Raw genomic sequence first — 23,261 nt, 5'->3', positions numbered from 1 at the left:
GAAATGCCTAGAGTCCCGAATAACTTTATTCAACAGGCTCTATAGTTTTTTTTCGTGCAGACTGATAACGAGCCTGATTTTCAATATCTATATAACGATCGGTTGTAGCACTGGAGCTATGTCCTGCATCATCTCGAACATGTTCACGAGGCCGAATTTTCACATCCTCCGAGATACCTGTGTGTCTGAGCCAATGAACTGTAGCTGCTGATAAATTATCGGCTTCTTCAGCATGACCACTGTGTCTAAGTTGTTCTGCAGCCAAATCAAAGCATCGCTGGATAATTCGTCGAATAGGGGCGGTATCACTCAAAGGCCCATTGCCACGTATTTTGGGCAGAAGAGGGGAGTTGTCTGCTGGTGAGGGTAAGGGAGTTAACCCTAAAAAAAGGCGCCAACGGGTTAAACATTCTAGCATTTCTTCACTAACGGCAACCTGTCTTTCCTTATTTCCTTTACCTACTGTGGTGAACCACCAGTGTCCATTACTGTCTTTGGCAAAATCATTCATACTGGGGATCCAGCGGTCGCTTGCCGCCAGCTCGGAAATACGCAAATACATACCAAATAACAGACTTAACATAAACCGGGTTCTTTCATGTTTTTCTGGCGAGTCACTGGCCAGCGACTCAGCAGCATGCAAAACAGCATTCCATTGCACTATGCTTAATCGTCGCACAGGAGCATTTTGCTGTCGCTTGCGAATAAATTTACTTTTTTGACGAATTAATGCGACAGGGTTAGAGGTCAAATATTCTTCCGCGATTAAAAAATTGAATAAAGTACTCAAAATGGCAAATATTTCCTGCGTGGCCCCTTGAGATAAATTAAATTGCTCGATGCTGGCCGTCTGTCCATTTTTTCTCGCTGACTTACTAACAGATGCAACAAAGGGACGCCATTCTTCATTAGGGATGCGTTGCCCATCTTTTTCAATAAAGCGAGGAACTTTTTTTAAGCTTATCCATGATTTAGGTGGGCTTTGACAAAAATGGATGTATTGTTCTATATCATCGCGTTTTAGTTCGTCTATGGTTTTATTTTTAATCAACCAGGACCATTGTAATAAACGTTCCGCTTCTCGCCTGTAACTGTTAAATGTTCCCTGGCTTCCCGTATAGCTTTTTAGAAAACTTAACGTGTAATTAAAGTCATTCTGAAAGCGGGGGTCAGGGATTTGTACGTTTTCATGGTTTCTGTGTAAATGGGTCAGATTGTCAAATAAAGGAAGTAATTTGATTTTCATAGTATCTGTAAGTAAAAAAAATAATAATTAATGCTAGCTGAAAATGCCTTATTTAGATAGAAACAGTTTATTTTGGATAAAGATATTTCAATTTTACTAATAAATTTGAAATGAATGAAAATTTAATGGTTTAGGATATTGACCTTGAGGATATCACCTAGTATTATCTGCGCTCTGTCCTTGGGACGGGTAACGGGGTGTAGCGCAGTCTGGTAGCGCGCCTGCTTTGGGAGCAGGATGTCGGGGGTTCGAATCCCTCCTCCCCGACCATATTAGCGCCCGTAGCTCATCTGGATAGAGCATCGGCCTTCTAAGCCGAGGGTAGCAGGTTCGAATCCTGCCGGGCGCACCAGCCGTCAAATTGTTAATAATTATTGCTGGTAATAATTTATGGTGAGCGTAGCTCAGTTGGTAGAGCCCCGGGTTGTGATCCCGGTTGTCGTGGGTTCGAGTCCCATCGTTCACCCCATATGTTACAAAAAAAGTCTACCGCTAAAGATTCCATCTGACTCTTTACAAGACTGAATTACTGATTGATAATCCAACCTGATTTGCGAAAGTGGCGGAATTGGTAGACGCACTGGATTTAGGTTCCAGCGGGGCAACCCGTGAGAGTTCGAGTCTCTCCTTTCGCACCATTTCATGATAATTTCCAAGAGGTGAATTGATGCAAGTTTCTGTTGAGACCCTAAAAGGTTTGGAGCGTAAGGTGACAGTTTCTGTGCCTACAGAGAAAGTTGAGGAAGAAGTGAGCTTGCGTCTCAGAAATCTTGCTCGCAAAGTTAAAATTGACGGTTTCCGTCCTGGCAAAGTGCCCATGGATGTTGTTAAAAGCCGTTATTCAGATAGCGTTCGTGAAGAGGTTGCCAGAGAAATGGTTCAATCTACTTTATATGAAGCACTTCAAAAGAATGAGCTGGTTCCAGCCGGTTACCCATCTGTTGAACCCGAACAACTTGAAGCAGGTAAAGATTTTAGATACACCGCTGTATTTGAAGTATTTCCTACATTTGAAATTGCTGAACTTAATCAAGCTCCAGTTGAATTAATACGTTCTGAGGTTACTGACAAAGACGTAAAAGACATGCTGGAAAAACTACGAGAGCAAAATAAAGAATGGCATGAAGTGTCTCATGCTGTTAAAAAAGGCGATAAAGTAGTTATTGATTTCCAAGGCTTTCTGGACGATAAACCTTTTGAAGGTGGTAGCGCCGAAGGTCATGAATTAGTTATTGGTTCCGGTGCAATGATTCCAGGATTCGAAGATGGAATTATCGGTGGTAAAAAAGATAAGCCTTTTGATATTAAAGTTACTTTCCCTGCAGATTACGGCCATAAAGATTTAGCCGGCAAAGAAGCTACATTTAAAATTACCATTCAAAAAGTCATGGAAGGTAAATTACCTGAGCTGAATGACGCTTTTGCTGAAAAATTTAATATCAAGACAGGTGGCGTTGAAGCACTGAGTAAAGACATTAAAGACAACATGACTCGTGAATTAGAAAGACGCGTCGGTATGATGAACAGAGAAAAATTGTTCGATGCATTGATGAAAGTGAATAAAATTGATTTACCACTCGCATTAATAGATAAAGAAATCGAACACTTGAAACATGACATGTATCATCGCCTGTTTGGACATGAGCACAAAGAAAATGAACAAATTCCTGATTTCCCAAGAGAATTGTTTGAAGAGCAGGCAATGCGTCGTGTTCATCTTGGTTTACTCTTTTCAGAATATGTTAAAAAGCATCAAATAACAGCTGACAAAGATAAAGTGAATGCAATGATTGATAAATTTGCCAGTGCTTATGAAAGTCCAGATGAGCTTCGCGCTTGGTACCAAGGCAGCAAAGAACATTTGGCTGAAATTGAAGCTTTAGTGATGGAAGATTTGGTCGCAGAGAAAATAGGTGCGGATGCCAAACTGAAACATAAGACTATGGATTACGACTCAGTGATGAATCCTAAAAAGGACACTGAAAACAAAGGAGAATAAGCATGCCGGGTTATTCAGATAACATAATACGCAATGCTAGTGGATTAGTTCCAATGGTAATTGAGCAAACATCTCGCGGTGAGCGCTCTTATGATATTTACTCAAGATTATTGAAAGAACGTATCATATTTCTATTGGGTGAAGTTGAAGATCACATGGCTAATTTGGTTGTTGCTCAATTGTTGTTTCTTGAGTCTGAAAATCCTGAGAAAGATATATCACTTTATATCAATTCTCCTGGTGGTGTAGTCACTGCAGGTCTTGCAATTTACGATACCATGCAGTTTATCAAGCCAGATGTGAGTACTTTATGTATAGGGCAGGCAGCAAGTGCTGCAGCCCTATTGCTTTGTGCCGGAGCTGATGGCAAAAGGTTCTGTTTGCCTAATTCTCGAGTGATGATTCATCAACCTTTAGGTGGTTACAGAGGTCAGGCTACAGATATTGAAATTCATGCTCGTGAAACTCTAGCTGTAAGAGAGCGTTTGAATAGCATTATGGCTAAACATACAGGAAAAACATCAGATCAAATTATGCGCGATACAGAGCGTGATAATTTCATGAGTGCTACACAGGCTGCTGATTACGGATTAATTGATAAAGTACTCTACGATAGAGAGTTGTTAGCTGGCAAAGCTGAGTAATTATTAAGTAGATACTTTTAGGCCAATCCGGTGGGGTAATACCGGATTGGCACAAATAAAGTGGCGTATCTTTTCCTGATTGACTAAAATTTTACATGTATATTACTTTTTTTGTGTAATAGCTGTAAGAAGGGGTTTGGTTATGAGTAAATCCGGTAACGGAAGTGGGGATAAAGTTCTGTATTGTTCTTTTTGTGGTAAGAGTCAGCATGAAGTTAAAAAATTAATTGCTGGTCCTTCCGTGTTCGTTTGTGATGAATGTGTTGAATTGTGTAATGATATAATTCGAGAAGAGACTCATGAAACTCATGAAGAGACAGAAACACATTTACCTCCACCAAAAGAAATTTCTAATTTCCTGGATGAATATGTCATAGGACAACCGCATGCCAAGAAAGTTTTATCAGTAGCTGTTTATAATCATTACAAACGCTTACAACATAAAAGTGAAGATGGGGTTGAGCTTGGAAAAAGTAATATTTTACTTATTGGTCCAACTGGTAGTGGTAAGACTCTTCTGGCGCAAACCTTAGCTCGCATTCTCAATGTTCCCTTTGCTATGGCTGATGCAACTACGCTTACTGAGGCGGGCTATGTTGGTGAGGATGTTGAAAATATAATTCAGAAACTATTGCAAAAATGCGATTACGATGTAGATAAGGCACAACAAGGTATTGTTTACATTGATGAAATTGATAAGATTTCGCGCAAATCAGATAATCCGTCCATAACCAGAGATGTATCTGGAGAGGGTGTTCAGCAAGCTTTGCTCAAATTAATTGAAGGAACTATTGCTTCTGTTCCTCCACAAGGTGGCCGTAAACACCCGCAACAAGAATTTTTGCAGGTCGATACGTCAAATATTTTATTCATCTGTGGTGGCGCTTTTGCAGGTTTGGAAAAAGTGATAAGAGAACGAAGCGACAAATCTGGTATCGGATTTTCTGCTCAATTAAAGAATAAAAAAGATACTAGTGATGAGGTTTCGAAAGTTCTAAGTCAATTGGAATCAGATGATTTAATTAAATATGGATTAATTCCTGAATTTGTAGGTCGTTTACCAGTTGTTACTACGTTGCAAGAACTTGATGAAGCCGCTTTGATCGATATCTTGACCAGCCCTAAAAATGCATTAACAAAGCAATTTCAATCTCTTTTCAAAATGGAAGGTGTTGATCTTGAGTTTAGGGAAGAAGCCTTGGTTGCGATCGCTAAAAAGGCGCTGGATAGAAAAATGGGTGCTCGTGGGTTGAGAGCTATACTTGAAAATATTCTTTTAGACACCATGTATGAATTACCTTCTCTTGAAGGTGTGAATAAGGTGGTTATTGATGAGAGTGTAGTTAATAATTTATCCAAGCCTATTCTCATTTATGAACAAGATGAGATGAAAAGTGCATCAGGTAGTAAAGAATAAGTAGTTCAAAAATTTCCGCAGTGTCTTTGCTGCGGAAATTAAATTTCATCCCTCTTTAAATAAATAGAAATAAATTTTTTGTCATAGTGATACGTTTGTTTAAAAAATTTTGTGCAGGCTGGTTAAGCTCTTAAAAAATATCAATAACTTAGTGCTCATGTAACGAATTGTTCCTAGGCCCTAATATCTGTATACTCATAAAAAACGCAGCAAAAAAACTATAATTAAGGCTTTTCGTTTGAATAAGGGTTCATCATGTCTATTGAAAATGAAATGATATCGAATGAGACTGTAAAAATGTCTAACTTACCTGTATTACCATTAAGAGACGTAGTGGTTTATCCTCATATGGTTATTCCTCTTTTTGTCGGTCGTGGTAAATCAATTAAAGCCTTGGAAGCGGCAATGATTGATGCAAAGCAGATCTTTTTAGTTGCCCAGCGTAAATCAGCCAATGATGATCCTGCTCCTGAAGACATTTATCAAGTGGGCACTTTATCTAGTGTATTACAATTGCTGAAATTGCCTGATGGCACGGTAAAAGTGTTGGTTGAGGGGGAGCAACGTGCCAGAGTTATTGAATATACGCAGGATAAAGGGTATTTAGAGGCGTCGTTAGAACCAATCGAAGAAGTGAGCTCTGCTCTGCAAGAGCAAGAAATTGGCATTTTAATGCGCTCATTAATGTCCCAATTTGAGCAATATATTAAACTTAATAAAAAAATTCCTCCCGAAGTATTATCACCCTTAGCGGGCATTGAGGAACCTGGTCGTCTCGCTGACACCATTGCAGCTCATTTAACGCTTAAGGTTGATGATAAACAGGAACTGCTCGAGACTAATGATGTTGGCGTTCGTTTAGAACGTTTGATGGCAGCTATAGAAAATGAAATTGATCTGCTCCATGTTGAAAAACGTGTAAGAGGCAGAGTGAAGCGTCAAATGGAAAAAAGCCAACGCGAATATTATCTTAATGAACAGATGAAGGCGATTCAGAAAGAACTGGGTGAGTTGGGTGAAGAAGGCAACGAAATTGATCAATTAGAAAGTTCGATTAATAAAGCAGGGATGCCAAAAGAAGCAAAAGAAAAATCGCTCGCCGAATTACATAAATTAAAAATGATGTCCCCAATGTCCGCTGAAGCAACCGTTATTCGTAATTATCTTGATTGGATGTTGATGGTTCCCTGGAAAAAGAAAAATAAAATTCAATTTGATTTACGTAAAGCAGAACAATTACTTGATAAAGAGCATCATGGATTAGAACGGGTTAAAGAACGTATTATTGAATATTTGGCGGTCCAACAAAGAGTAAAACGCTTGAAAGGACCCATCTTATGTTTGGTTGGTCCTCCAGGGGTAGGTAAAACTTCTTTAGGACAATCCATTGCAAATGCTACTGGGCGAACATTTATTCGTATCGCTTTGGGTGGTGTTCGAGATGAGGCTGAAATTCGTGGTCATAGAAGAACTTATATAGGCTCTATGCCAGGGAAAATTATTCAGAAACTGTGTAAGGCAGGGGTTAAAAATCCTCTAATTATGTTGGATGAAGTCGATAAAATGGCAATGGATTTCCGTGGTGATCCTGCTTCTGCTTTATTAGAAGTATTAGATCCCGAACAAAATCATACATTTAGTGATCATTATCTGGAAGTTGATTATGATTTAAGTGATGTCATGTTTATTGCAACAGCTAATTCTTTGGAAATTCCTGCACCACTCTTAGATCGGATGGAGGTCATCCGATTGGCTGGCTATACAGAGGATGAAAAAGTAAGTATTGCTGAGAAATATCTGGTACCGAAACAAATTGTATTGAATGGTTTGAATAATAATGAAATTACAATTAGTGAAGGGGCCATCAGAGACATAATTCGCCATTATACTCGAGAGGCGGGGGTACGTAATCTGGAGAGAGATATCGCCAGCGTCTGCAGAAAAGTGGTTAAAGATATATTATCCAGTAAAAAAACCAAGAAAGTGAATGTAACCATTAGTAATATTGAAAAATTTTTGGGCGTAAAGAAATTCAGATATGGATTAGCCGAAGAATTTGATCAGGTTGGACAGGTTACAGGATTGGCCTGGACGAGTGTGGGTGGTGAATTACTGACGATTGAAGCGTCTATGATGCCAGGTAAGGGGAAAGTGACTCATACCGGTCAATTGGGCGAAGTGATGCAAGAGTCCATTCATGCAGCTATGACTGTAGTGAGAAGTCGAGCCAGCAAATTGGGCTTGCCAGATGACTTTTATGAGAAAAATGACTTCCATGTTCATGTACCAGAAGGGGCGACTCCTAAAGATGGGCCAAGTGCTGGTATAGGTATGTGTACGGTACTGGTGTCTGTTGTAACGCAAATTCCCGTTAAAGCTGATGTAGCGATGACTGGAGAAATTACGTTGCGCGGGCAAGTATTGCCTATAGGGGGCTTAAAAGAAAAATTATTAGCTGCTCATAGGGGAGGAATTAAACATGTACTTATCCCTGAGGACAATGTAAAAGATCTGGAAGAGATTCCAGATAATGTTTTGCGTAAGCTAACTATTCATCCCGTTAAGACCATTGAACAGGTGCTTGAGCTCGCTTTACAACGCAGTCCTTGGCTAAATAAGCCAACAAATGTACAACCTGACCCTGTCGCAGGTAAAAGATCTAAAAAAATTAAAAATAATGATTTACATGCACATTAATAAGGGGTATATTTCACTTCGTTGCCCGCTACTGGCGGGCACTGCAAGGAAGTACGAACTTGACTGGGGCAGTTAAATCTGTTTAAATCAGCTCCGGAATATGGATGATTAACTGTAAAGGGGAAAAGATGAATAAGAGTGAATTAGTTGATGCTATAGCAAGCGGTTCAGGTTTAACAAAAGCTGACGCAAGCAGAGTTCTTGAAACTTTTATGACTACTGTAACTGATGCCTTAAAAAGTGGCGATCAAGTTGTAATACCTGGATTTGGTTCTTTTTCAACAGGTAATCGTTCAGCACGTACTGGTAGAAACCCACAAACTGGGAAAACTATTCAGATTAAAGCATCTAGAGTAGCCAAGTTTAAAGCGGGTAAAAACCTGAAAGAAGCGGTTCAACAAGCTTAAGTTTTCAGGGTGCTTAGCTCAGCTGGGAGAGCATCGCCCTTACAAGGCGAGGGTCGTAGGTTCGATCCCTACAGCACCCACCATGAAATGGAGTGGTAGTTCAGTTGGTTAGAATACCGGCCTGTCACGCCGGGGGTCGCGGGTTCGAGCCCCGTCCACTCCGCCAGATTAACGCGCCGAAAGGCGCGTTTTTTTTATCAGCTTATGTTACAATTTGTCTTCATCAAGCTTATTTATTATCAATAATGGATCTCGGGACATGTTGCAGAAGTTAAATGAACGCATACAAGGCGTTGTTGCTTGGTTAGTCATCATATTAATCGCTATTACCTTTACCCTTTTTGGTGTGGATTATTATATGCAGTCTCATCAGACATCGGATGCGAAAGTAGTAGTTAATGATAAGCCCATAACCAATCAAGCATTTGAAACTAACTACAGACGGACACGCGCTCAGCAGGATATGGCTCAAATGACTGCTGGAGATGAAAAAAACCTGCAAAATCAAGTTCTGAATCAAATGATAACTAATGAAGTAACGTTGCAATCAGCACGTCATTATGGTTTTGAAGTAAGTGCAGAACAGGCCAATGCCGCTATTGTTAATATTCCCCAATTTCAAGAGGACGGTCATTTTTCTACCCAAAGATACCAACAGGCATTAAGTGGAGCGTTATTTACTCCGGAAACATTTCAAAATGAAGTAAGGCAAGGAATGTTGCTCAATCAGCAACGTTTTGCTTTTATGGGTAGTTCTTTTGCATTGCCTGCTGAAATCAAGAGGTTTGTCAGGTTATATATGCAGACCAGAGATTATGAGTACGTCATAGTTCCCGCCGCGCGTTTTGAAAAAGAAATTAAGGTTTCAGAAGATAAAATCAGTGAGTACTATAAAAAGCACCAAAAAGAATTTATGACACCCGAACAAGTCAGCATTGATTATGTAATGCTGTCAATGGGCGATATCCGATCTAAAATCAAAATTTCGAATGAAGATGTAAAACGTTATTATGATGAAAACCAAAGTAATTTTTTAACCCCCGCACAATGGCAAGTGGCTCATATTTTATTTGCTGTACCTGATAATGCATCACAAGAAGAAATGGAGCAAGCTCAGAAAAAAGCGGAAGCAGCATACAATGAATTGAAAAAAAATCCTGATCAGTTTAATCAGTTTGTGACTTCCATGTCAGATGACAAATTATCTTTAGCGGATAAAGGTGTTTTGCCTTGGATTACTGCTGGTCAAAGCGAATATGGGAAACTTTTATCAAATTTAACGCAGCCTGGTCAAATCTCTTTGCCAGAGAAAACAAAACATGGCTATGAGATTTTTAAATTAATAGCTTATAAGCCGGTAACAACAAGATCTTTAGCTGAAGTGGATTCGATGATTAGAGAACAGCTTTTGACTGATATGGCTCAAGCTCAATACGCACAGGCTTTAGAACAATTATCTGATTTAAGTTATCAGTCACCTGATTCTCTTAAGCCAGTTTCAGATGCATTAGGTTTAAAAATTCAGCATTCTGAGCCGTTCTCTCGTTTTTCAGGAACCAAGTCTTTAACTAAAAACAAACAAGTGAGTAATGCGGCTTTTAGTCATGATGTTCTTGATTTGGGTAATAACAGTGATCCTGTTCAATTAAATAATGACTCAGTGATAGTATTGCGTGTAAATACTCATATACCAACTAAAGAGCAGCCGTTAGCTACAGTGCATAATGAAATTGAAAAAATCCTGGCTAAAAAACTTGCTGAAGCTAAGGCTAAAAAGATTGGCGCTGCTTTATTAAATCCTGTTGAAGACAAACAGCAACAAGAGTTGATGAGCGTTAATCAATTGCAATGGCAAGCGGTAGTAAATGCTGCCAGAGATAATGATAAGTCCAACGCGTTAATTAATGATTTAGCATTTAATTTGTTAAGACCAGAAAGTCGTGATGGAGTAATTTTAGAAAACGGCGATTATGTGGTGGTTAAACTTAAACGTATTAATGATGGGCAATTAAGTACTCTGGACCAAGAGCAAAGAAATAGCTTGATACAACAAATCGAATCCAGTTACGGTATGATGGATTATGATCTGTATGTAAATAGTTTAATGAAGCATGCACAGATTGTGAAACACTAATACGTAGATAATACGATATTGGGGAAAATTATATAAGGCCATGTTTATCTTGGCCTTTTTTTATTTAGAGATAATATGGTTATTGTGGCCCAATAGTGAAACTAAATTTTATTGGGTTATAAAACCAGAGGTCGTCAGCTGGAATACCTGATTCCCCCCCCGTTTACCTTGTGGGGAGCGGGGTGCCTGGGATAATGCGCCTAAAACTACGAAAGTAGTACTCATGCATGATTTCGAAGATAACTCTCATTTATTTGATATTGCCATGAACTTTTTCATCGAGAAAAACGTAAAGTTTTTGTCCTTTACTGTAGTGGAATAGGTTTTAATGTGCAAATAAAAAAAGCTTTAACAATAATCATTGTTAAAGCTCTTATTTTGTAATGAATTTAGTTGGTGTATTAACTGAACTATTATGCTAGATCGCTCATAGTAGAGACTGCGTGATAGCCTGCATCTACGTGAACAACTTCACCGGTAATTCCTGATGCTAAATCAGAACATAGAAAAGCCGCTGCATTTCCTACTTCATCTGCAGTAACATTTCTTTGTAATGGGGTAATGTTGGCATAAGCAGCTTGAATTTTACGAAAATCCTTAATGCCAGCAGCTGCTAATGTTTTAATTGGTCCTGCTGAAATGGCATTTATTCTTAGGCCTTTTGGTCCTAAACTCGCTGCTAAATAACGAACAGAGGCTTCCAGGCTCGCTTTAGCAATTCCCATGACGTTATAGTTGGGGACAGCCTTTTCTGCACCATAATAACTTAGAGTTAATATAGAGCCTTGAGTTTCTTTCATCATGGGTAATGCTGCTTGGGCAAGACCTACCAGGCTATAGGCGCTGATATCATGAGCAATTCTAAAGCCTTCTCTATTAGCGCATTCTATAAAATCACCACTAATCTGATCTGCAGGGGCATAGGCAACAGAATGAATCAGAATATCCAGTTTATCCCAATGTTGGTGAAGATTAGTAAAAAGGGCGTTTATTTCTGCATCGTGAGCTACATCACAAGGAAAGGTTAGTGTTGAATTGAACTCAGCCGCCATATCTTCAACACGTGCTTGCAGTCTGTCATTTTGATACGTAAAGGCTAATTCTGCCCCTTGAGCATGTAATGCCTTAGCAATACCGTATGCTATTGAGCGATTACTTGCCAATCCAATGATTAATGCTGTTTTTCCAGATAAAAATCCCACAGTATCCTCCTTCCTGTTGCTCATTATTTAGTAGTATGAGTTGCTAATAATTCACGCATTTTTGCTTGAATCATTTCAATAGCAATTCTGTTTTCTCCGCCACGGGGAACAATTATGTCTGCATATCGGCTTGATGGCTCAATAAATTGGAGATACATCGGCCTGACTGTTGTTTCGTATTGATGAACTACAGATTCAAAAGTTCTATGTCTTTCTACGACATCTCTTTTTAAACGTCGTGTCAGGCATACATCAAGAGGTGTAGACATAAAGATACGAATATCCATAATTTCACGCAGGGCTTTGTCACTAAACAGCAGAATACCCTCTAATACAACAATTGCATGCTGACCCACAGTGCGGGTTTCTGGTAAACGCAGATGTTTTGAATGAGAGTAAATGGGGATGTCTACTGATTTACCTTGTCTTAACTGACGTAAATGATCGCAGAGTAGCGAATGATCAAAAGAGTCTGGATGATCATAATTGATTTTTTCTCTTTCAGCGAAGGGCAAGTGGCCATTATCTTTATAGTAGGCATCTTCCGATATAACTACTACTTGTTCTGAGCCTAACTCACTTACTATAGTATTTGCTAAAAGACTTTTTCCGGAGGCTGAAGGGCCGGAAATCCCAATTATTATTGCTTGCTTAGTCATTGGTAATGTCATTAAAAATTTTGTGCAAATAGTAAAGGTTTTTTGCGTCAAATTCAATCGAATAAACAGGTTAATCATAATGAGCTTTAGCTCAAGAAGAATAGATCTCTTCTGTATCCTTTCTGTAATTTTTTTTTCAGCTCAATTTTAACATCTCCTAATTTAATTAAAATAGAGCATCTATTTATAATTAAATTAAGATAACCCTAAAATTTGAAAAAATATGCAATCGGTAAATTCATGGCATTCTAAACCATTCAGTTTTCTAACGGAACGCTTTAGAAAAATGTAACAGGCAAAAGCACGAAGCACTTTATGCTTTATAGTGACAAATAAGAAAGTAGAGCATATTATATTTAAAGTCGCATTTATGGAGGGATTTTCCCATGGAGCAAATGAAACTAATTTCTTTCCTCACTTTATGATAAAACCTATATTTTGTATTGGTGGGGCAAATATTGATAGCAAGCTGAAATCATCTTCTGCTCTGACTTTAAACACATCAAATCCTGTTTCCTCCTCCACTACCTATGGAGGCGTTGCCCGGAATGTTGCTGAAAATCTGGCAAACTGGACAACTAACGTTTATTTGCAATGTGTCGTGGGTAATGATGGTCATGGTGTGCAATTGCTTGATCATATGCGCCGATTAGGTGTTCATACAGAACATTGTGTGGTGTTGAGTAACAAAAAAACCTCTCATTATTACGCCATTTTAAATCAGGATGGGGAATTATTTGTTGCTCTTGCTGATATGGACATTTATGACGAGGTTGCTCCCATCCATATTTTGCCTGCCTGGGAGTTTTGGAATGAGCAAAGTCTGATATTTCTTGATACAAATTTACCTACTGAATTAATTCGGAGAGCATTGGAAAAAGCTGCAGCACGAAAACTCACTGTCTGCATTGATCCTGTTTCTGTGGCTAAAGCCAAGAAATTGCCAGATCGATTAGACTCTGTCTTTTTAATTAAAACCGATCGTTTGGAAGCAAGCGCATTAACGAATATACCTATTCGCTCTCTTGAAGACTGTTTTACCGCGGGTCGTATTTTGCAACAGCGAGGTATAGAACACGTGGTAATTAGTCTGGGAAAACTTGGGTATGTCCTAATTAATAAAACCCTTGAAGAATATGTACCCATCCGACAAGTTGATGGAATAGTAGATATTAGTGGGGCCGGAGATGCTTTTGTTGCTGGAATTTTATTAGGGCTACAACACAATGAACCTATTCTTCAGGCTTGCCAGTTGGGCGCAGCTGCAGCGGCATATACAACTCAATCTCTTCATACGGTAGCTCAAGATATTTCAGTTTCCCACTTGCACTCCTTCATTAATAACCAAAAAGTCAGTCACGAAATAATGGGTTGAATTACAGAAACGGGGCAAATGCGAACTGAGACCCAATAGTGCCATAACTAGAAGTACGCTTAGTTTCTTCATAACAACTCCAACATCATTTGAATTTATATCGATATGGGTACGAGCTATGTTGCTGCGCACCCATAGGTGATTTATAGCTTGATATTGTCTAGGCTATTCATGGCAACCTTACGAAATACAGGGGCAGCCAATTCTCCGCCGGAAGTTAAAGTTTTACCCTTTTTGCTTAAATGACCGTCTTCAATCACTACAACCATTGCATAACGTGGCGCATTAACTGGTAGATAGCCTGCAAATAAGGCAAGATGTTCCGCCTTCGCCAAATTAATATTTTCGGCAACTGTTCCAGTTTTACCCGCTACACTAACATCGGGAATCGCGGCGAGTTTTCCTGTGCCATTTGTAACAACATTCTCAAGGATATTATTGATTGAACTTGCTGTTGCTGAGGAAATAACAGGTGTTTCTCCTTGTTTGAATGGGCGTCCAAAGTTTGCAAGAATAGCATAGGATTTTGTTAACGAGTCAATCGTGACCGGTATATTCTCACCAAGAGAAACCATTGCAAGTTGCAAGTCATCACTTTGATTTGCTTGCCACCAAGTATTCATATCAAAACCAAATTCAGCTAGTTTTTTACGAATTACAGGTAGCCCAGTCTCTTGAGAAACTTTAATAAGGCATACATTACTTGATTTTGCCATAGCCTCTGTTAAGGAAGCAGAACTAATATTGGGATTGTAGTCTGTAAATGTTTTTCCCTCTATCTCATAAGGTGAATGGCAATCATAGGTCTTTGTTTCAGAGCTATGGCCGGAATCGATTGCTGCGGCTGCAATAAAAGGTTTTATCGTCGAGCCAGGTGAAAAAACACGTGATTTCCAACTGTTCTGATTTTTATTCTTACCGGATTCAGCAAAGGCAATGAGTTCACCGCTTTTTGCATTGACGATTGCAATAACCCCTGATTTTGCATGATATTGTTTCACCGCCGTTTTAATTTCTTGCTCTGCAATATGTTGCATTTTAGGATCTAAATGGGATATATCGATTTCTTTTGCCTTAAAACCAGTCAATGTTCCTACCGCTGAATAGGCAACACCGATTGGAGCCAAAATAGAAAACCCCACAAATGCAGCCCCTAACAATAAGGATTTAGAGGGTTTAAGTGGATAAGCTGATAACATTGAAATTCTCCTGATGATAAAAGTACAGTCTTCATTGTCTTTGCCCAAGGCCATACCCACCGTGCATGCAATTTCTCGGTTAGATGACAGAGAACATTGAGATACTGTCTGCACTACATGAAACAGACAGCTACCATAGTCATGCGCCGAAATTTTTGGCTGGCCAACCAATACTTCATCACATGAACATTCTTGTAATTCGCTTAAAATACGACTCCAGCGAGTAACACCTGGATTACCCCAGAAGATAATGCGCAGGGCTTCAATAAAATAGGCCCATAGACAATCACCATTACGATGATGTTGGCCTTCATGAGCAATGGCAATCTTCACATTCTTGGAGGAAGAAAATAGTGATATGGGTAATACTATATACGCTTTATTAAATAAAACGACTGAGAAAGGAATATGGCAACGTCGCGAAACTTTAATGACCAATTTACCGGAGGTTCGATACGGAATTGCTTCAGCCAATAGTACTCTTAAACTGTTCAAACTCAATAAGACTTTATAACTGCGAAATAAGATGAGCAAACAAAAGACGATATAAAAAAGATGAAAATAACTCGTATTGCTTATCGAAAAAGAGGTTACTGATTCAGTAATCTCTTCAGAGTGTTTAGACTTTAAGATGGGTTGATTCACATACTCTTGCAAAGCATCAATGGATGCGTAGTGATGCGGCTCCATTTTTTGATTGGTGTTTATACAATGAACCATTAAGGGAGAAATCACACAGCTAATTAATAAAAAACGGGCCAATTTGAGTTTAAAAGATGGCTGATTTAGAAGCCAACGACCGCCAATACCCCATGAACTTACTAAAAGTAAGCAATGAATGCTCAAGAAAATTTCCAGGAATAACATACTCAAGCCTCTATTTGTTGTTCGGAATTTGCTAATTGTTTTAGTGCTTCCTCAATTGCTTGAATGTCATCATGTTGTAGCCTTTTGGCCATCAACAGTCTTTGCACCAGTGCTACAGGTTCACCATCAAAAACATTAGTGACCATATGCTCAATACATGTACTTTCATATTCAGCCTTAGTAACAATTGGGAGAAAAACATGGGCATAAGTGTTTTTTTGGCATCCCAAAAATCCTTTTTGTTCAAGAACTTTTACTACGGTTGCTACAGTGGTATAAGCCAAAGGTCTTTCTTTGGGCAAATTTGAAACAATATCCTTAATCGTTACCTTATTAAGGCCCCAAATAATATTCATTAATTCAAGTTCTACCTCTGTAAGGAGGCGATCATGGGCAAAAGTATTTGCCCCTTTTTTTGTTGGCATTTTTTCTCCAGAAACTAAATAAAACTTAACCTACTATATTTTTAGTAGATGCTACTATAAGAATAGTAGGATTGAAATAGTTCTGAAAAAATTAATATGTTGAAGTTTCTTGGAAAGATTAATGGGGTATAACAAATAAAATTTAGTTAAAGCACCCTATGGAGGTTCTGGGTTGTCCCCAGAAGCCCTACCTGATGAGTAGCAAATTAAACCCATGCTGAACTACTGAATTTGGGGTGAAGACATGCTGCTGGATCATTTGAATTACAAGGGGGGACTGGGGGTATTACAGGAATGTGTTCCTGTGGTGATTTCTTGCAGATGTACAAGGTTGATAAGACCTATCGTGTTCAATCTCCCGAGAGTATTGACCCTGAACAGACAAACCCCAATGCAATGTGGGTTATCACGCCTATAAGTGATGTAGGCTCGCAGAGTCCAATAGTTTCACGCATTCTTTTGCAAGGAAGTGAAATTCTTAAAGCAGCTTGGTTTGAAAAAGAGATTGATAAGGATGAAGTTATTCAAGCTCGAATGCTCAAATTATTGGAATTAATCGAAGAGCATGGAGCAAATTTAGGTCCACCACATACCGATCCTATGGGTGATGGACTTTTTGAAATTAGAGCTAAAGCTCAAGAAGGCATAGGGCGCTCTCTTTATTGTTATATGAAAGGACGCCATATTATTGTGTTGCATGCTTTTGTTAAAAAAAGTAATAAAACTCCAAAGGCTGAGCTTAATTTAGCAAAAAAGAGAAAAGCGGAGGTTGAAAATGAGTATTCAAAATCTAAAAGATAAAGCATTTAGAAATCCCGAAGTAAAAGCTGAGTATGATTTATTAGAATCACAATTTGCTTTAATTGATACCTTACTTTCTATGCGGAATAAATCTGGATTGACTCAAGATGAAGTTGCGAAAAGAATGGGTACACAAAAAGGTAATATTTCCAGATTAGAAAAAGGTAGTAGCAACCCAAGTTGGAAAACTATACAAAATTATGCTCATGCATGTGGATTTGAAATTTCCATGAAAATTAAAACAATGACCCCACACCAGAGGCAGAAGGTAGCAAGCTAAGTAATTTACTTAAACCAATTACAAATTATTACTAATATGTATTGGTTTAAGAAATGTTGTTTCATTTATATTGACCTTTCCCCTAAATTAGTAGAACAATCATGGGAGACTTGTCAGTAGTTTTCTGATAGTCGATGTAGTTTTCAATATAGGTATTTTTGGCCATTACTAATTATGCGATTAGATTTTGATAAGATAATCTACCACACATAAACGAGTTATGCGATGAGTTGATGAGATTCTCATCGCATAATGATTATTATCCTAGTAGTTTAAAAAGATTTGCCTATCAGAAATCCAGGCTTAAATCCAAAATCAGTATCTTGATTTTTTTGTGGGCACTCTTTTTGTAATTGTGTATTTAAATTAAAAACACCATGTGTCGCCAACATTAGGGAGACACTGTCTTCTTTAAGAGGAGCATTTAACTCCATTATACTACCATGGCTATTTGGATAATTGGTCGCTATCTTTTGTGCGAAATCCTGATTTATCAGTCCCTCACCAATTAATATTTTTGCAAGTTTTAATTTTTCTAAATCAGATCTAATCAATAACTCTATGCTTTCTAAAAATTCAATAGCATCTTGATTGGCAGATAAAGTTCCTGTGATAAGATCCATTTGTTGTGATGTATAGTGAGTTTGTTCGCTGGTTGAATTAAATTTTATTTGTTCTAATGCCAGTGTCGTTTTAAATGAACCTAAAGTCCCCCAGCATCCTTTTTCATAAAAAGATCGGCCTAAATTACGTCTAATTTTTTCTTCAATTTTGTTAGTATAATTTAATACAACATCATCACCGTTTTTCAAAAAAGCAATGCATGTATATTGAGTGGTTGCACCTTGTTTTCCAGAAAGATTCTGCAAAGGAAGTTCCAATAGAGTATTTAATAAATGACGATCTTTACCTTCATTTCGCAAGTCAACCCCATGTTCATCTTGAGTTTCGTGCAAGGCCGTCTCTAATGGGGTTTCGACATAGAGGTTAAATTTATTTTCAATTAAACAAGCAATAATATCTTGATAAATTTGATCTCTAAATAGTTTTCCGATGAACGTGCTTAAAAAATCAATCTTTAAATCAGGAAAAGGCTTCCCTACTTCTAAATTGAAGCACTGTTCATCTTTTATTATAATAATATCTTGGATTCCAGCAGGTGGTGTAATGGTGATAGGACCTACACGATTTGACTCGATACATCCCCAAATAATTTGATTATTCTTATCAATATAAAAGGGTAAAACACCACAACGCATAGTTGGTACAGGATATAAGCCGTCTTTATTTTTTTCCAAAGGTAAAAAATGGATCTCAGTCTTGGCTTTCATTTCAATTTTTTTTTGCATTTCAGCCTATCAGTATCATTAAAGTGCCCAATGATAGCATACCTGCCTATTATTTATCCTAAATTATGATTGACGCGAAGTTGCAAATAAAATCTATAGCCTATTAATTACAAAATCGCGCTCTCAGTTCGTATTTGTCCCGTTTCTGTAATTCAACCCAATAATATAGAAATAATAGGTTAAAACAGAGTACTGTGGCGCATTTTTATTAATGCAGCGATCAAGGCTAAAAAACACTTCCTCCAGGGATATTGAGACAATAGCCCTGGATGGAGTAAGTTCTCTATTTTTTAATTAGGAGCTAGAGTCGATGGAACTTCAGGAGCATCATAATCATAGATATCCGCTGCTTTCAAACCAGTTGATATTCCACGCGTGAGCATCGCTAAAGCCGTTAAGGGTAATACAACCAAATTAATAACGGATTGACATAAGCGGGAAAATACTTCTTCGGCTAAATTTAAGGCCCAATGTGCTGAACTCTCATTGCCGGTACATACATTAACCAAAGCAAATAAATGAAGGCCAATTTCAGCTAAAGAGAAAACGATGCCTGCGCCTACCAGAGAAAACGGGCTTAAAACGGCTACTCCAATCATTGCTAGTGGTTGCAGCGTATGGCGTGCACAAAATATGAATTCTTTTTTTGATTCATAGGGTTTAAAGAACATTTGACCTATGGTACGAGCATTTCTATTTCTAGTTACTACATCAGTAAACAGGTGATTCTCAACTACGGTCACCGTACCTGTCAAATGAGCCACATGCAAATCTTTTAACATATTCATGCTCCGTTTTATACGCATTATAAAGTTGGGCAGATTATATGGGGCTTTAGTCTAAAAAACAATCATATTTATAAATATTGCAGCAAAACCATATAGAAAGGAAATTAATTTTATTTGTCGTTTGCTCACGGAAAAAATTTCGCTCAATAAGGAATGAAATAGATTACGCCTGGGGAAGGGACAAAAGATCAAGAAACTCCAGCAGTTAATCTGTCTTAGTCTTATAAAAACTAAGTATTATTTATAGGAGCTACTAATATCAAATAGGTGCTTTTTTTATATTCGTATTCCCCAACAATTTCCATGCCCAGTTTTTTATGGGCATTGAAATAAAAAGGTTAGCATAGTTTTTTAGACAGCTCTTCTTAATCCGAGATAGGACTATTACCCCATTTAAGTGAAAGGGCTATTCGAATAGGCTTGGAGTTGGGTTGCTGTTGTCAACCTGAGTACTTTCTAGCTCCTGTTTGGATTGCTCTTTGGATTTGTTCAGTTTTTTATAAAGCTCTTTCACGGGAGTAAATAGTTTTAAATGGTGTATATTAAAACTTGATTTTGCTGAACTGGTTTTAGCTTGTTCCACAGAGGTTGATTTACTATTTTTCTTATTTGATTCATCTTTAGGATTTTGAGGTGCTTTTGGCGCATCGTTCTGAGCTATTATAGTCGGTTCGCTTTTATCGATTTGTTCTTTAGTGGTTGTCATGATTGCAGGCTCTACTTCTGCATCTAAAAGAGTTTGCTCTAACTCTCTCTCAACATGATAAATCTGTCGTAATTGGGAACCATTACCTATAAAGAGGGTGGTGCCATAGCCAAAAGAGGAGTTTAGATGTACAGAATCCAGCCGGGCATTTCTTAAGAAAACAGGTTGAGGTTCGTCTTTTTGTTGAAAGCTTTTATCCCAATTGTATGTTCTTGCGTCTGAAAGTACTATTTGTTCTTCCTGAGAAACAGAGGCAAGCGCTAAAGTCAATCCATCTTCGTAGGTAAGTAAAACATCTGGTATGGCTTTAAGGAGCAATGCGTCAGGAGATTGAGATATTAAATAATCTCTTACTGGACTATTGGGGGTTGGTAAAAAACTGTTGCAATTCACTTCATACTTGGCATAAATAAAAGTTCGCTGAAGGTCATTTAACATAAAATTAATGTAATAAATAAAGTCATCTTTCCCTTCGCCAACTTTAGTTTTCTCTACAGAGAGAATTTCACCGCCTAAAATCTGGGTAATACGCAGCAAAACGTCAGGGCAAACTTTATATTTACTATCCGGGTATTTATAGCTTTGGGCTTCATGGTATTTATGTGAGTCAAAGCCATTAGCATAAAATAAGGGCACGGAAGTAAAATCATTATTTTCATTGTAATAATTTAAGTCTTCAAGACCACCAAAATCATCTCTCCCGAATCCAATCATAGTAGTGCAATAGGGAAAGAGCAGAAATACATGGCCCACGTCTGCACCACAATAGGGATAATAAACAGTAGAAACTGATTTTTTTGCGTTGATTTCTTGGCCAAGATTTGTCAATTCTTGGCAATTGGGATTACGGGATGAGCGATGCTTTGATTCACGTAATTTTTTTAATAATTCCTCATGAGTATAATGAGTTACCCTCTGGTCTGCTTCTGCATTACTTTCATTTTCTTCTATAGAGTCTGCAATTACTTGTTCTGCAAAAAAATCAGTTGAACCATTGTATTTCCACATATTGGCTACCGTATAAAAATATTTAGGACCAATATTGTATAATTTTTATATTAAGGGAAAATTAATTGTTACGGCTCAGCCAGGGTATTAAACCAGAGGTTTATTGATACAAAATCCAAACAACAAATTCCCGGGGCTGTTGATCATTTATCTCTAAAAGTCTTAGGTAGCGCGACCTGCCCCTGTGAGTGCCTCACAAAATTTAATCACCACATATTAATAAGCGCTAACGGAGTAGTTTATTTCGTATATTGCAACCTTGGTGAAGTAATCCAGAACGATGCTTCATTGAAAATCTGAGCTGGATTAACTCACTTTGTTCGCAACGACGACAAGGGAGGAATGTTGATTGTGTTTATAACGATGGAGCATAGAAATCAGAGGACTGCATTGGGAACGCGTTATTAGTCGTCGAGCTAACTGTTGTAAAAAAGAGAGGACTTGCAGGGTTTTTCTGTTGACTTGTGTGGGCTTTGGTAAAATGATAGTCATTTGGGCTTTGACTGAATGAAATCAATTGTCTCATGAAATTCAAACTGGGATAATTACCAAATATCTGTTTATAAACCGTTTCTATTTCTACAGCTGGGGCGCCATTGAGTTTATGCAGTTCATCTTGGGCATATTCCTTATTAATTTCTCCCCATTTTTTAAGAATAGTTGTCGTATTTTTAATGGAATATTTTTTTGCAAAAAAAGGATTATTTCTTGTGTCTTCGTTAATAAGAAGATTGGCAAATAAGAATAATGATAAAAGTCGGAGTTCTTTATAGCATGGCGACTCAGCAAAAAATACCGAGGGTAGTACGAGCTTAATCGGCATGAATACTGAATCAATGTTAGAAATAACAAAGAGTAGATTCCAACTGTTATATAAATCGCGCCATTGTGAGTCGATATTAAGCAGGCCTATTTTTTTCTTTGCGCTATTTATTTTTAGATCAGGTAAAAGTTCATAAGCAGAGGTTTCATTCACACTAGTTCCCTGAGGAAGAAGTTGAGAAACCAACTTATAATGGCTGCCATATCGCTTTTCTTCCATGAGCATAATAAGACCAATACCTGCCTTGGCATTATCAGTACCCCCCGTATCCTTGGCATGACCTGTAGAATCCTCCCAAGAAGCCTCCAATATATTTACTCCCATGGCTTGAGTGGTACCTTTAGATGGAGCATCTAATTCAACAGGTACAATATCTGCATTCCAACCCGATAAATGTTTATTAGTTATGAATGAATTTGCATCGGTGACTGTCTCGACTTGTTCTCCCATTTTTTTATGAAACAAAATATTAAGCATTCCAGGTCTTATAGAAATCAGCTTTAATCGTTCAAATAAAGTGGTGTTATAAGGGACCCCAAAGAAAAAATCGGCAACCGGATTTCCGGGGAAAAATGAAGAACGGCGTTGATTAAGATGGTCGTAAACATCTTGAGCGAACTCATTTCCATTAGCCATGGTGATTGTTATCGCCTCAAAAACGCAGAGTAGATTTATTTGTAATTGCAAAGTATCAGCCATTTCTTTCAGTTCAGAATCACTTACTAAATCATTTTCTTGAATAAATGCGAGTAAAGTACATAAGGGCTGGTTATTTAAAATATTTACTTTGAGGTAATTGAGTAACTTACTGAGATCAAGCTCTTCAGTTGAGGCTTTTAAAATGAAATCATTATATTCTTTATTAGTGGTAACGAGCATATGAAGGTTAAGAGCAGCTAACAGTTCCTTAATGAGTTTGGGACTGGATTTATTTTTTATATGTTTTTCAACTCTTAAAAGAAATTCTTCAGCCTGGGCTCTAGTACTCATTCATGCAATCCAAAATCAAAATTGCGCCATTTTATATCTCTTATATTAAGAGAATATTAATTACTTCATGAGCTTTAAATGCTCTTACTGGCCTATGGGAAATTGCCCTAGCGACATTATTCAATTCGTCAGGTGCGATTTTTAGTTGATTTTGGTGGGAATTTTTTCATGACTTACCTCAATTAACATATCAGTATTTTATTTAGAGCATAGGCAATGAAATAATTTTTGTTTTAAAAATGATC

General features: G+C 37.9%; 18 protein-coding genes and 6 tRNA genes. 15 read left to right on the top strand and 9 right to left on the bottom strand.

Going from position 1 to position 23,261, the window contains the following annotated elements:
• Positions 1-25: 25 nt before the first annotated feature.
• A complete protein-coding gene (locus LOX96_RS00600) occupies positions 26-1,246 on the bottom strand; it encodes a tyrosine-type recombinase/integrase (protein ID WP_250419859.1) in 1,221 nt (406 codons plus the stop codon).
• 193 nt (positions 1,247-1,439) lie between these two features.
• Here LOX96_RS00600 and LOX96_RS00595 point away from each other — a divergent pair.
• From LOX96_RS00595 to LOX96_RS00540, 12 genes are all read left to right on the top strand, one after another.
• Positions 1,440-1,516, top strand: a tRNA-Pro gene (locus LOX96_RS00595).
• Positions 1,517-1,521: 5 nt separating this feature from the next.
• Positions 1,522-1,598, top strand: a tRNA-Arg gene (locus LOX96_RS00590).
• Between the two features lie 41 nt (positions 1,599-1,639).
• Positions 1,640-1,715: transfer RNA gene (locus LOX96_RS00585), tRNA-His, on the top strand.
• An 84-nt stretch (positions 1,716-1,799) separates the two neighbouring features.
• Positions 1,800-1,884, top strand: a tRNA-Leu gene (locus tag LOX96_RS00580).
• Positions 1,885-1,913: 29 nt separating this feature from the next.
• Positions 1,914-3,245, top strand: coding sequence for a trigger factor (gene tig / locus LOX96_RS00575; protein ID WP_250419862.1), 1,332 nt, complete (start codon positions 1,914-1,916; stop codon positions 3,243-3,245).
• A 2-nt stretch (positions 3,246-3,247) separates the two neighbouring features.
• The gene (gene clpP / locus LOX96_RS00570) at positions 3,248-3,889 is read left to right on the top strand and encodes an ATP-dependent Clp endopeptidase proteolytic subunit ClpP (protein ID WP_250419865.1); all 642 of its coding nucleotides are present in this window, start codon (positions 3,248-3,250) and stop codon (positions 3,887-3,889) included.
• Positions 3,890-4,031: 142 nt separating this feature from the next.
• A complete protein-coding gene (clpX, locus tag LOX96_RS00565) occupies positions 4,032-5,306 on the top strand; it encodes an ATP-dependent Clp protease ATP-binding subunit ClpX (RefSeq protein ID WP_250419868.1) in 1,275 nt (424 codons plus the stop codon).
• A 255-nt stretch (positions 5,307-5,561) separates the two neighbouring features.
• Complete coding sequence (gene lon / locus LOX96_RS00560) at positions 5,562-8,003, top strand: endopeptidase La (RefSeq protein ID WP_250419871.1); 2,442 nt, start codon at positions 5,562-5,564, stop codon at positions 8,001-8,003.
• 128 nt (positions 8,004-8,131) lie between these two features.
• Positions 8,132-8,410 (top strand): HU family DNA-binding protein, encoded by a 279-nt coding sequence (locus tag LOX96_RS00555; protein ID WP_058473652.1) that lies wholly within the window; start codon positions 8,132-8,134, stop codon positions 8,408-8,410.
• 7 nt (positions 8,411-8,417) lie between these two features.
• Positions 8,418-8,493 (top strand) — tRNA-Val (locus tag LOX96_RS00550).
• Positions 8,494-8,499: 6 nt separating this feature from the next.
• Positions 8,500-8,576, top strand: a tRNA-Asp gene (locus LOX96_RS00545).
• Between the two features lie 93 nt (positions 8,577-8,669).
• Entirely contained in the window at positions 8,670-10,544 is a 1,875-nt protein-coding gene (locus tag LOX96_RS00540; RefSeq protein WP_250419873.1) for a SurA N-terminal domain-containing protein, read from the top strand.
• A 413-nt stretch (positions 10,545-10,957) separates the two neighbouring features.
• On the opposite strand, the gene LOX96_RS00535 is transcribed toward LOX96_RS00540, so the two are convergent.
• On the bottom strand, positions 10,958-11,746 hold the full coding sequence (locus LOX96_RS00535) for an enoyl-ACP reductase FabI (RefSeq protein WP_250419875.1): 789 nt from the start codon (positions 11,744-11,746) through the stop codon (positions 10,958-10,960).
• Positions 11,747-11,769: 23 nt separating this feature from the next.
• Positions 11,770-12,405, bottom strand: coding sequence for a uridine kinase (gene udk, locus LOX96_RS00530; RefSeq protein ID WP_250419878.1), 636 nt, complete (start codon positions 12,403-12,405; stop codon positions 11,770-11,772).
• A gap of 325 nt (positions 12,406-12,730) precedes the next feature.
• On the opposite strand from udk, the gene LOX96_RS00525 reads away from it, so the two are divergent.
• A complete protein-coding gene (locus LOX96_RS00525) occupies positions 12,731-13,780 on the top strand; it encodes a carbohydrate kinase family protein (protein ID WP_250419880.1) in 1,050 nt (349 codons plus the stop codon).
• Positions 13,781-13,923: 143 nt separating this feature from the next.
• On the opposite strand, the gene LOX96_RS00520 is transcribed toward LOX96_RS00525, so the two are convergent.
• Complete coding sequence (locus LOX96_RS00520) at positions 13,924-15,846, bottom strand: M56 family metallopeptidase (RefSeq protein WP_250419883.1); 1,923 nt, start codon at positions 15,844-15,846, stop codon at positions 13,924-13,926.
• 2 nt (positions 15,847-15,848) lie between these two features.
• A complete protein-coding gene (locus LOX96_RS00515; protein WP_250419886.1) occupies positions 15,849-16,271 on the bottom strand; it encodes a BlaI/MecI/CopY family transcriptional regulator in 423 nt (140 codons plus the stop codon).
• A gap of 321 nt (positions 16,272-16,592) precedes the next feature.
• Between LOX96_RS00515 and LOX96_RS00510 the strand changes: the two genes are divergently transcribed.
• Both LOX96_RS00510 and LOX96_RS00505 read left to right on the top strand, forming a co-directional pair.
• Entirely contained in the window at positions 16,593-17,072 is a 480-nt protein-coding gene (locus LOX96_RS00510; RefSeq protein WP_250419889.1) for a type II toxin-antitoxin system RelE/ParE family toxin, read from the top strand.
• Positions 17,047-17,352 carry a helix-turn-helix domain-containing protein gene (locus tag LOX96_RS00505; protein WP_250419892.1) on the top strand — a complete coding sequence of 102 codons (306 nt, stop codon included), beginning with the start codon at positions 17,047-17,049 and terminating at the stop codon, positions 17,350-17,352. Before LOX96_RS00510 ends, LOX96_RS00505 begins: the two co-directional genes overlap by 26 nt.
• A gap of 272 nt (positions 17,353-17,624) precedes the next feature.
• On the opposite strand, the gene LOX96_RS00500 is transcribed toward LOX96_RS00505, so the two are convergent.
• From LOX96_RS00500 to LOX96_RS00485, 4 genes are all read right to left on the bottom strand, one after another.
• Positions 17,625-18,701, bottom strand: a complete 1,077-nt coding sequence (locus LOX96_RS00500) for a hypothetical protein (protein WP_250419895.1) — start codon at positions 18,699-18,701, stop codon at positions 17,625-17,627.
• A 290-nt stretch (positions 18,702-18,991) separates the two neighbouring features.
• Positions 18,992-19,483, bottom strand: a complete 492-nt coding sequence (locus tag LOX96_RS00495; RefSeq protein WP_250419898.1) for a hypothetical protein — start codon at positions 19,481-19,483, stop codon at positions 18,992-18,994.
• A gap of 412 nt (positions 19,484-19,895) precedes the next feature.
• Positions 19,896-21,203, bottom strand: a complete 1,308-nt coding sequence (locus LOX96_RS00490; protein WP_250419901.1) for a hypothetical protein — start codon at positions 21,201-21,203, stop codon at positions 19,896-19,898.
• Positions 21,204-21,558: 355 nt separating this feature from the next.
• A complete protein-coding gene (locus LOX96_RS00485; RefSeq protein ID WP_250419904.1) occupies positions 21,559-23,016 on the bottom strand; it encodes a symporter in 1,458 nt (485 codons plus the stop codon).
• Between the last annotated feature and the right edge of the window lie 245 nt (positions 23,017-23,261).

Origin of the sequence: Legionella maioricensis, assembly GCF_023618015.1 — a bacterium.
In the GTDB taxonomy this organism is placed as follows: Bacteria; Pseudomonadota; Gammaproteobacteria; order Legionellales; family Legionellaceae; genus Legionella; species Legionella maioricensis.
Note: the sequence above shows the minus strand (reverse complement) of the source record. Positions and strands in the feature narration are given on the sequence as shown.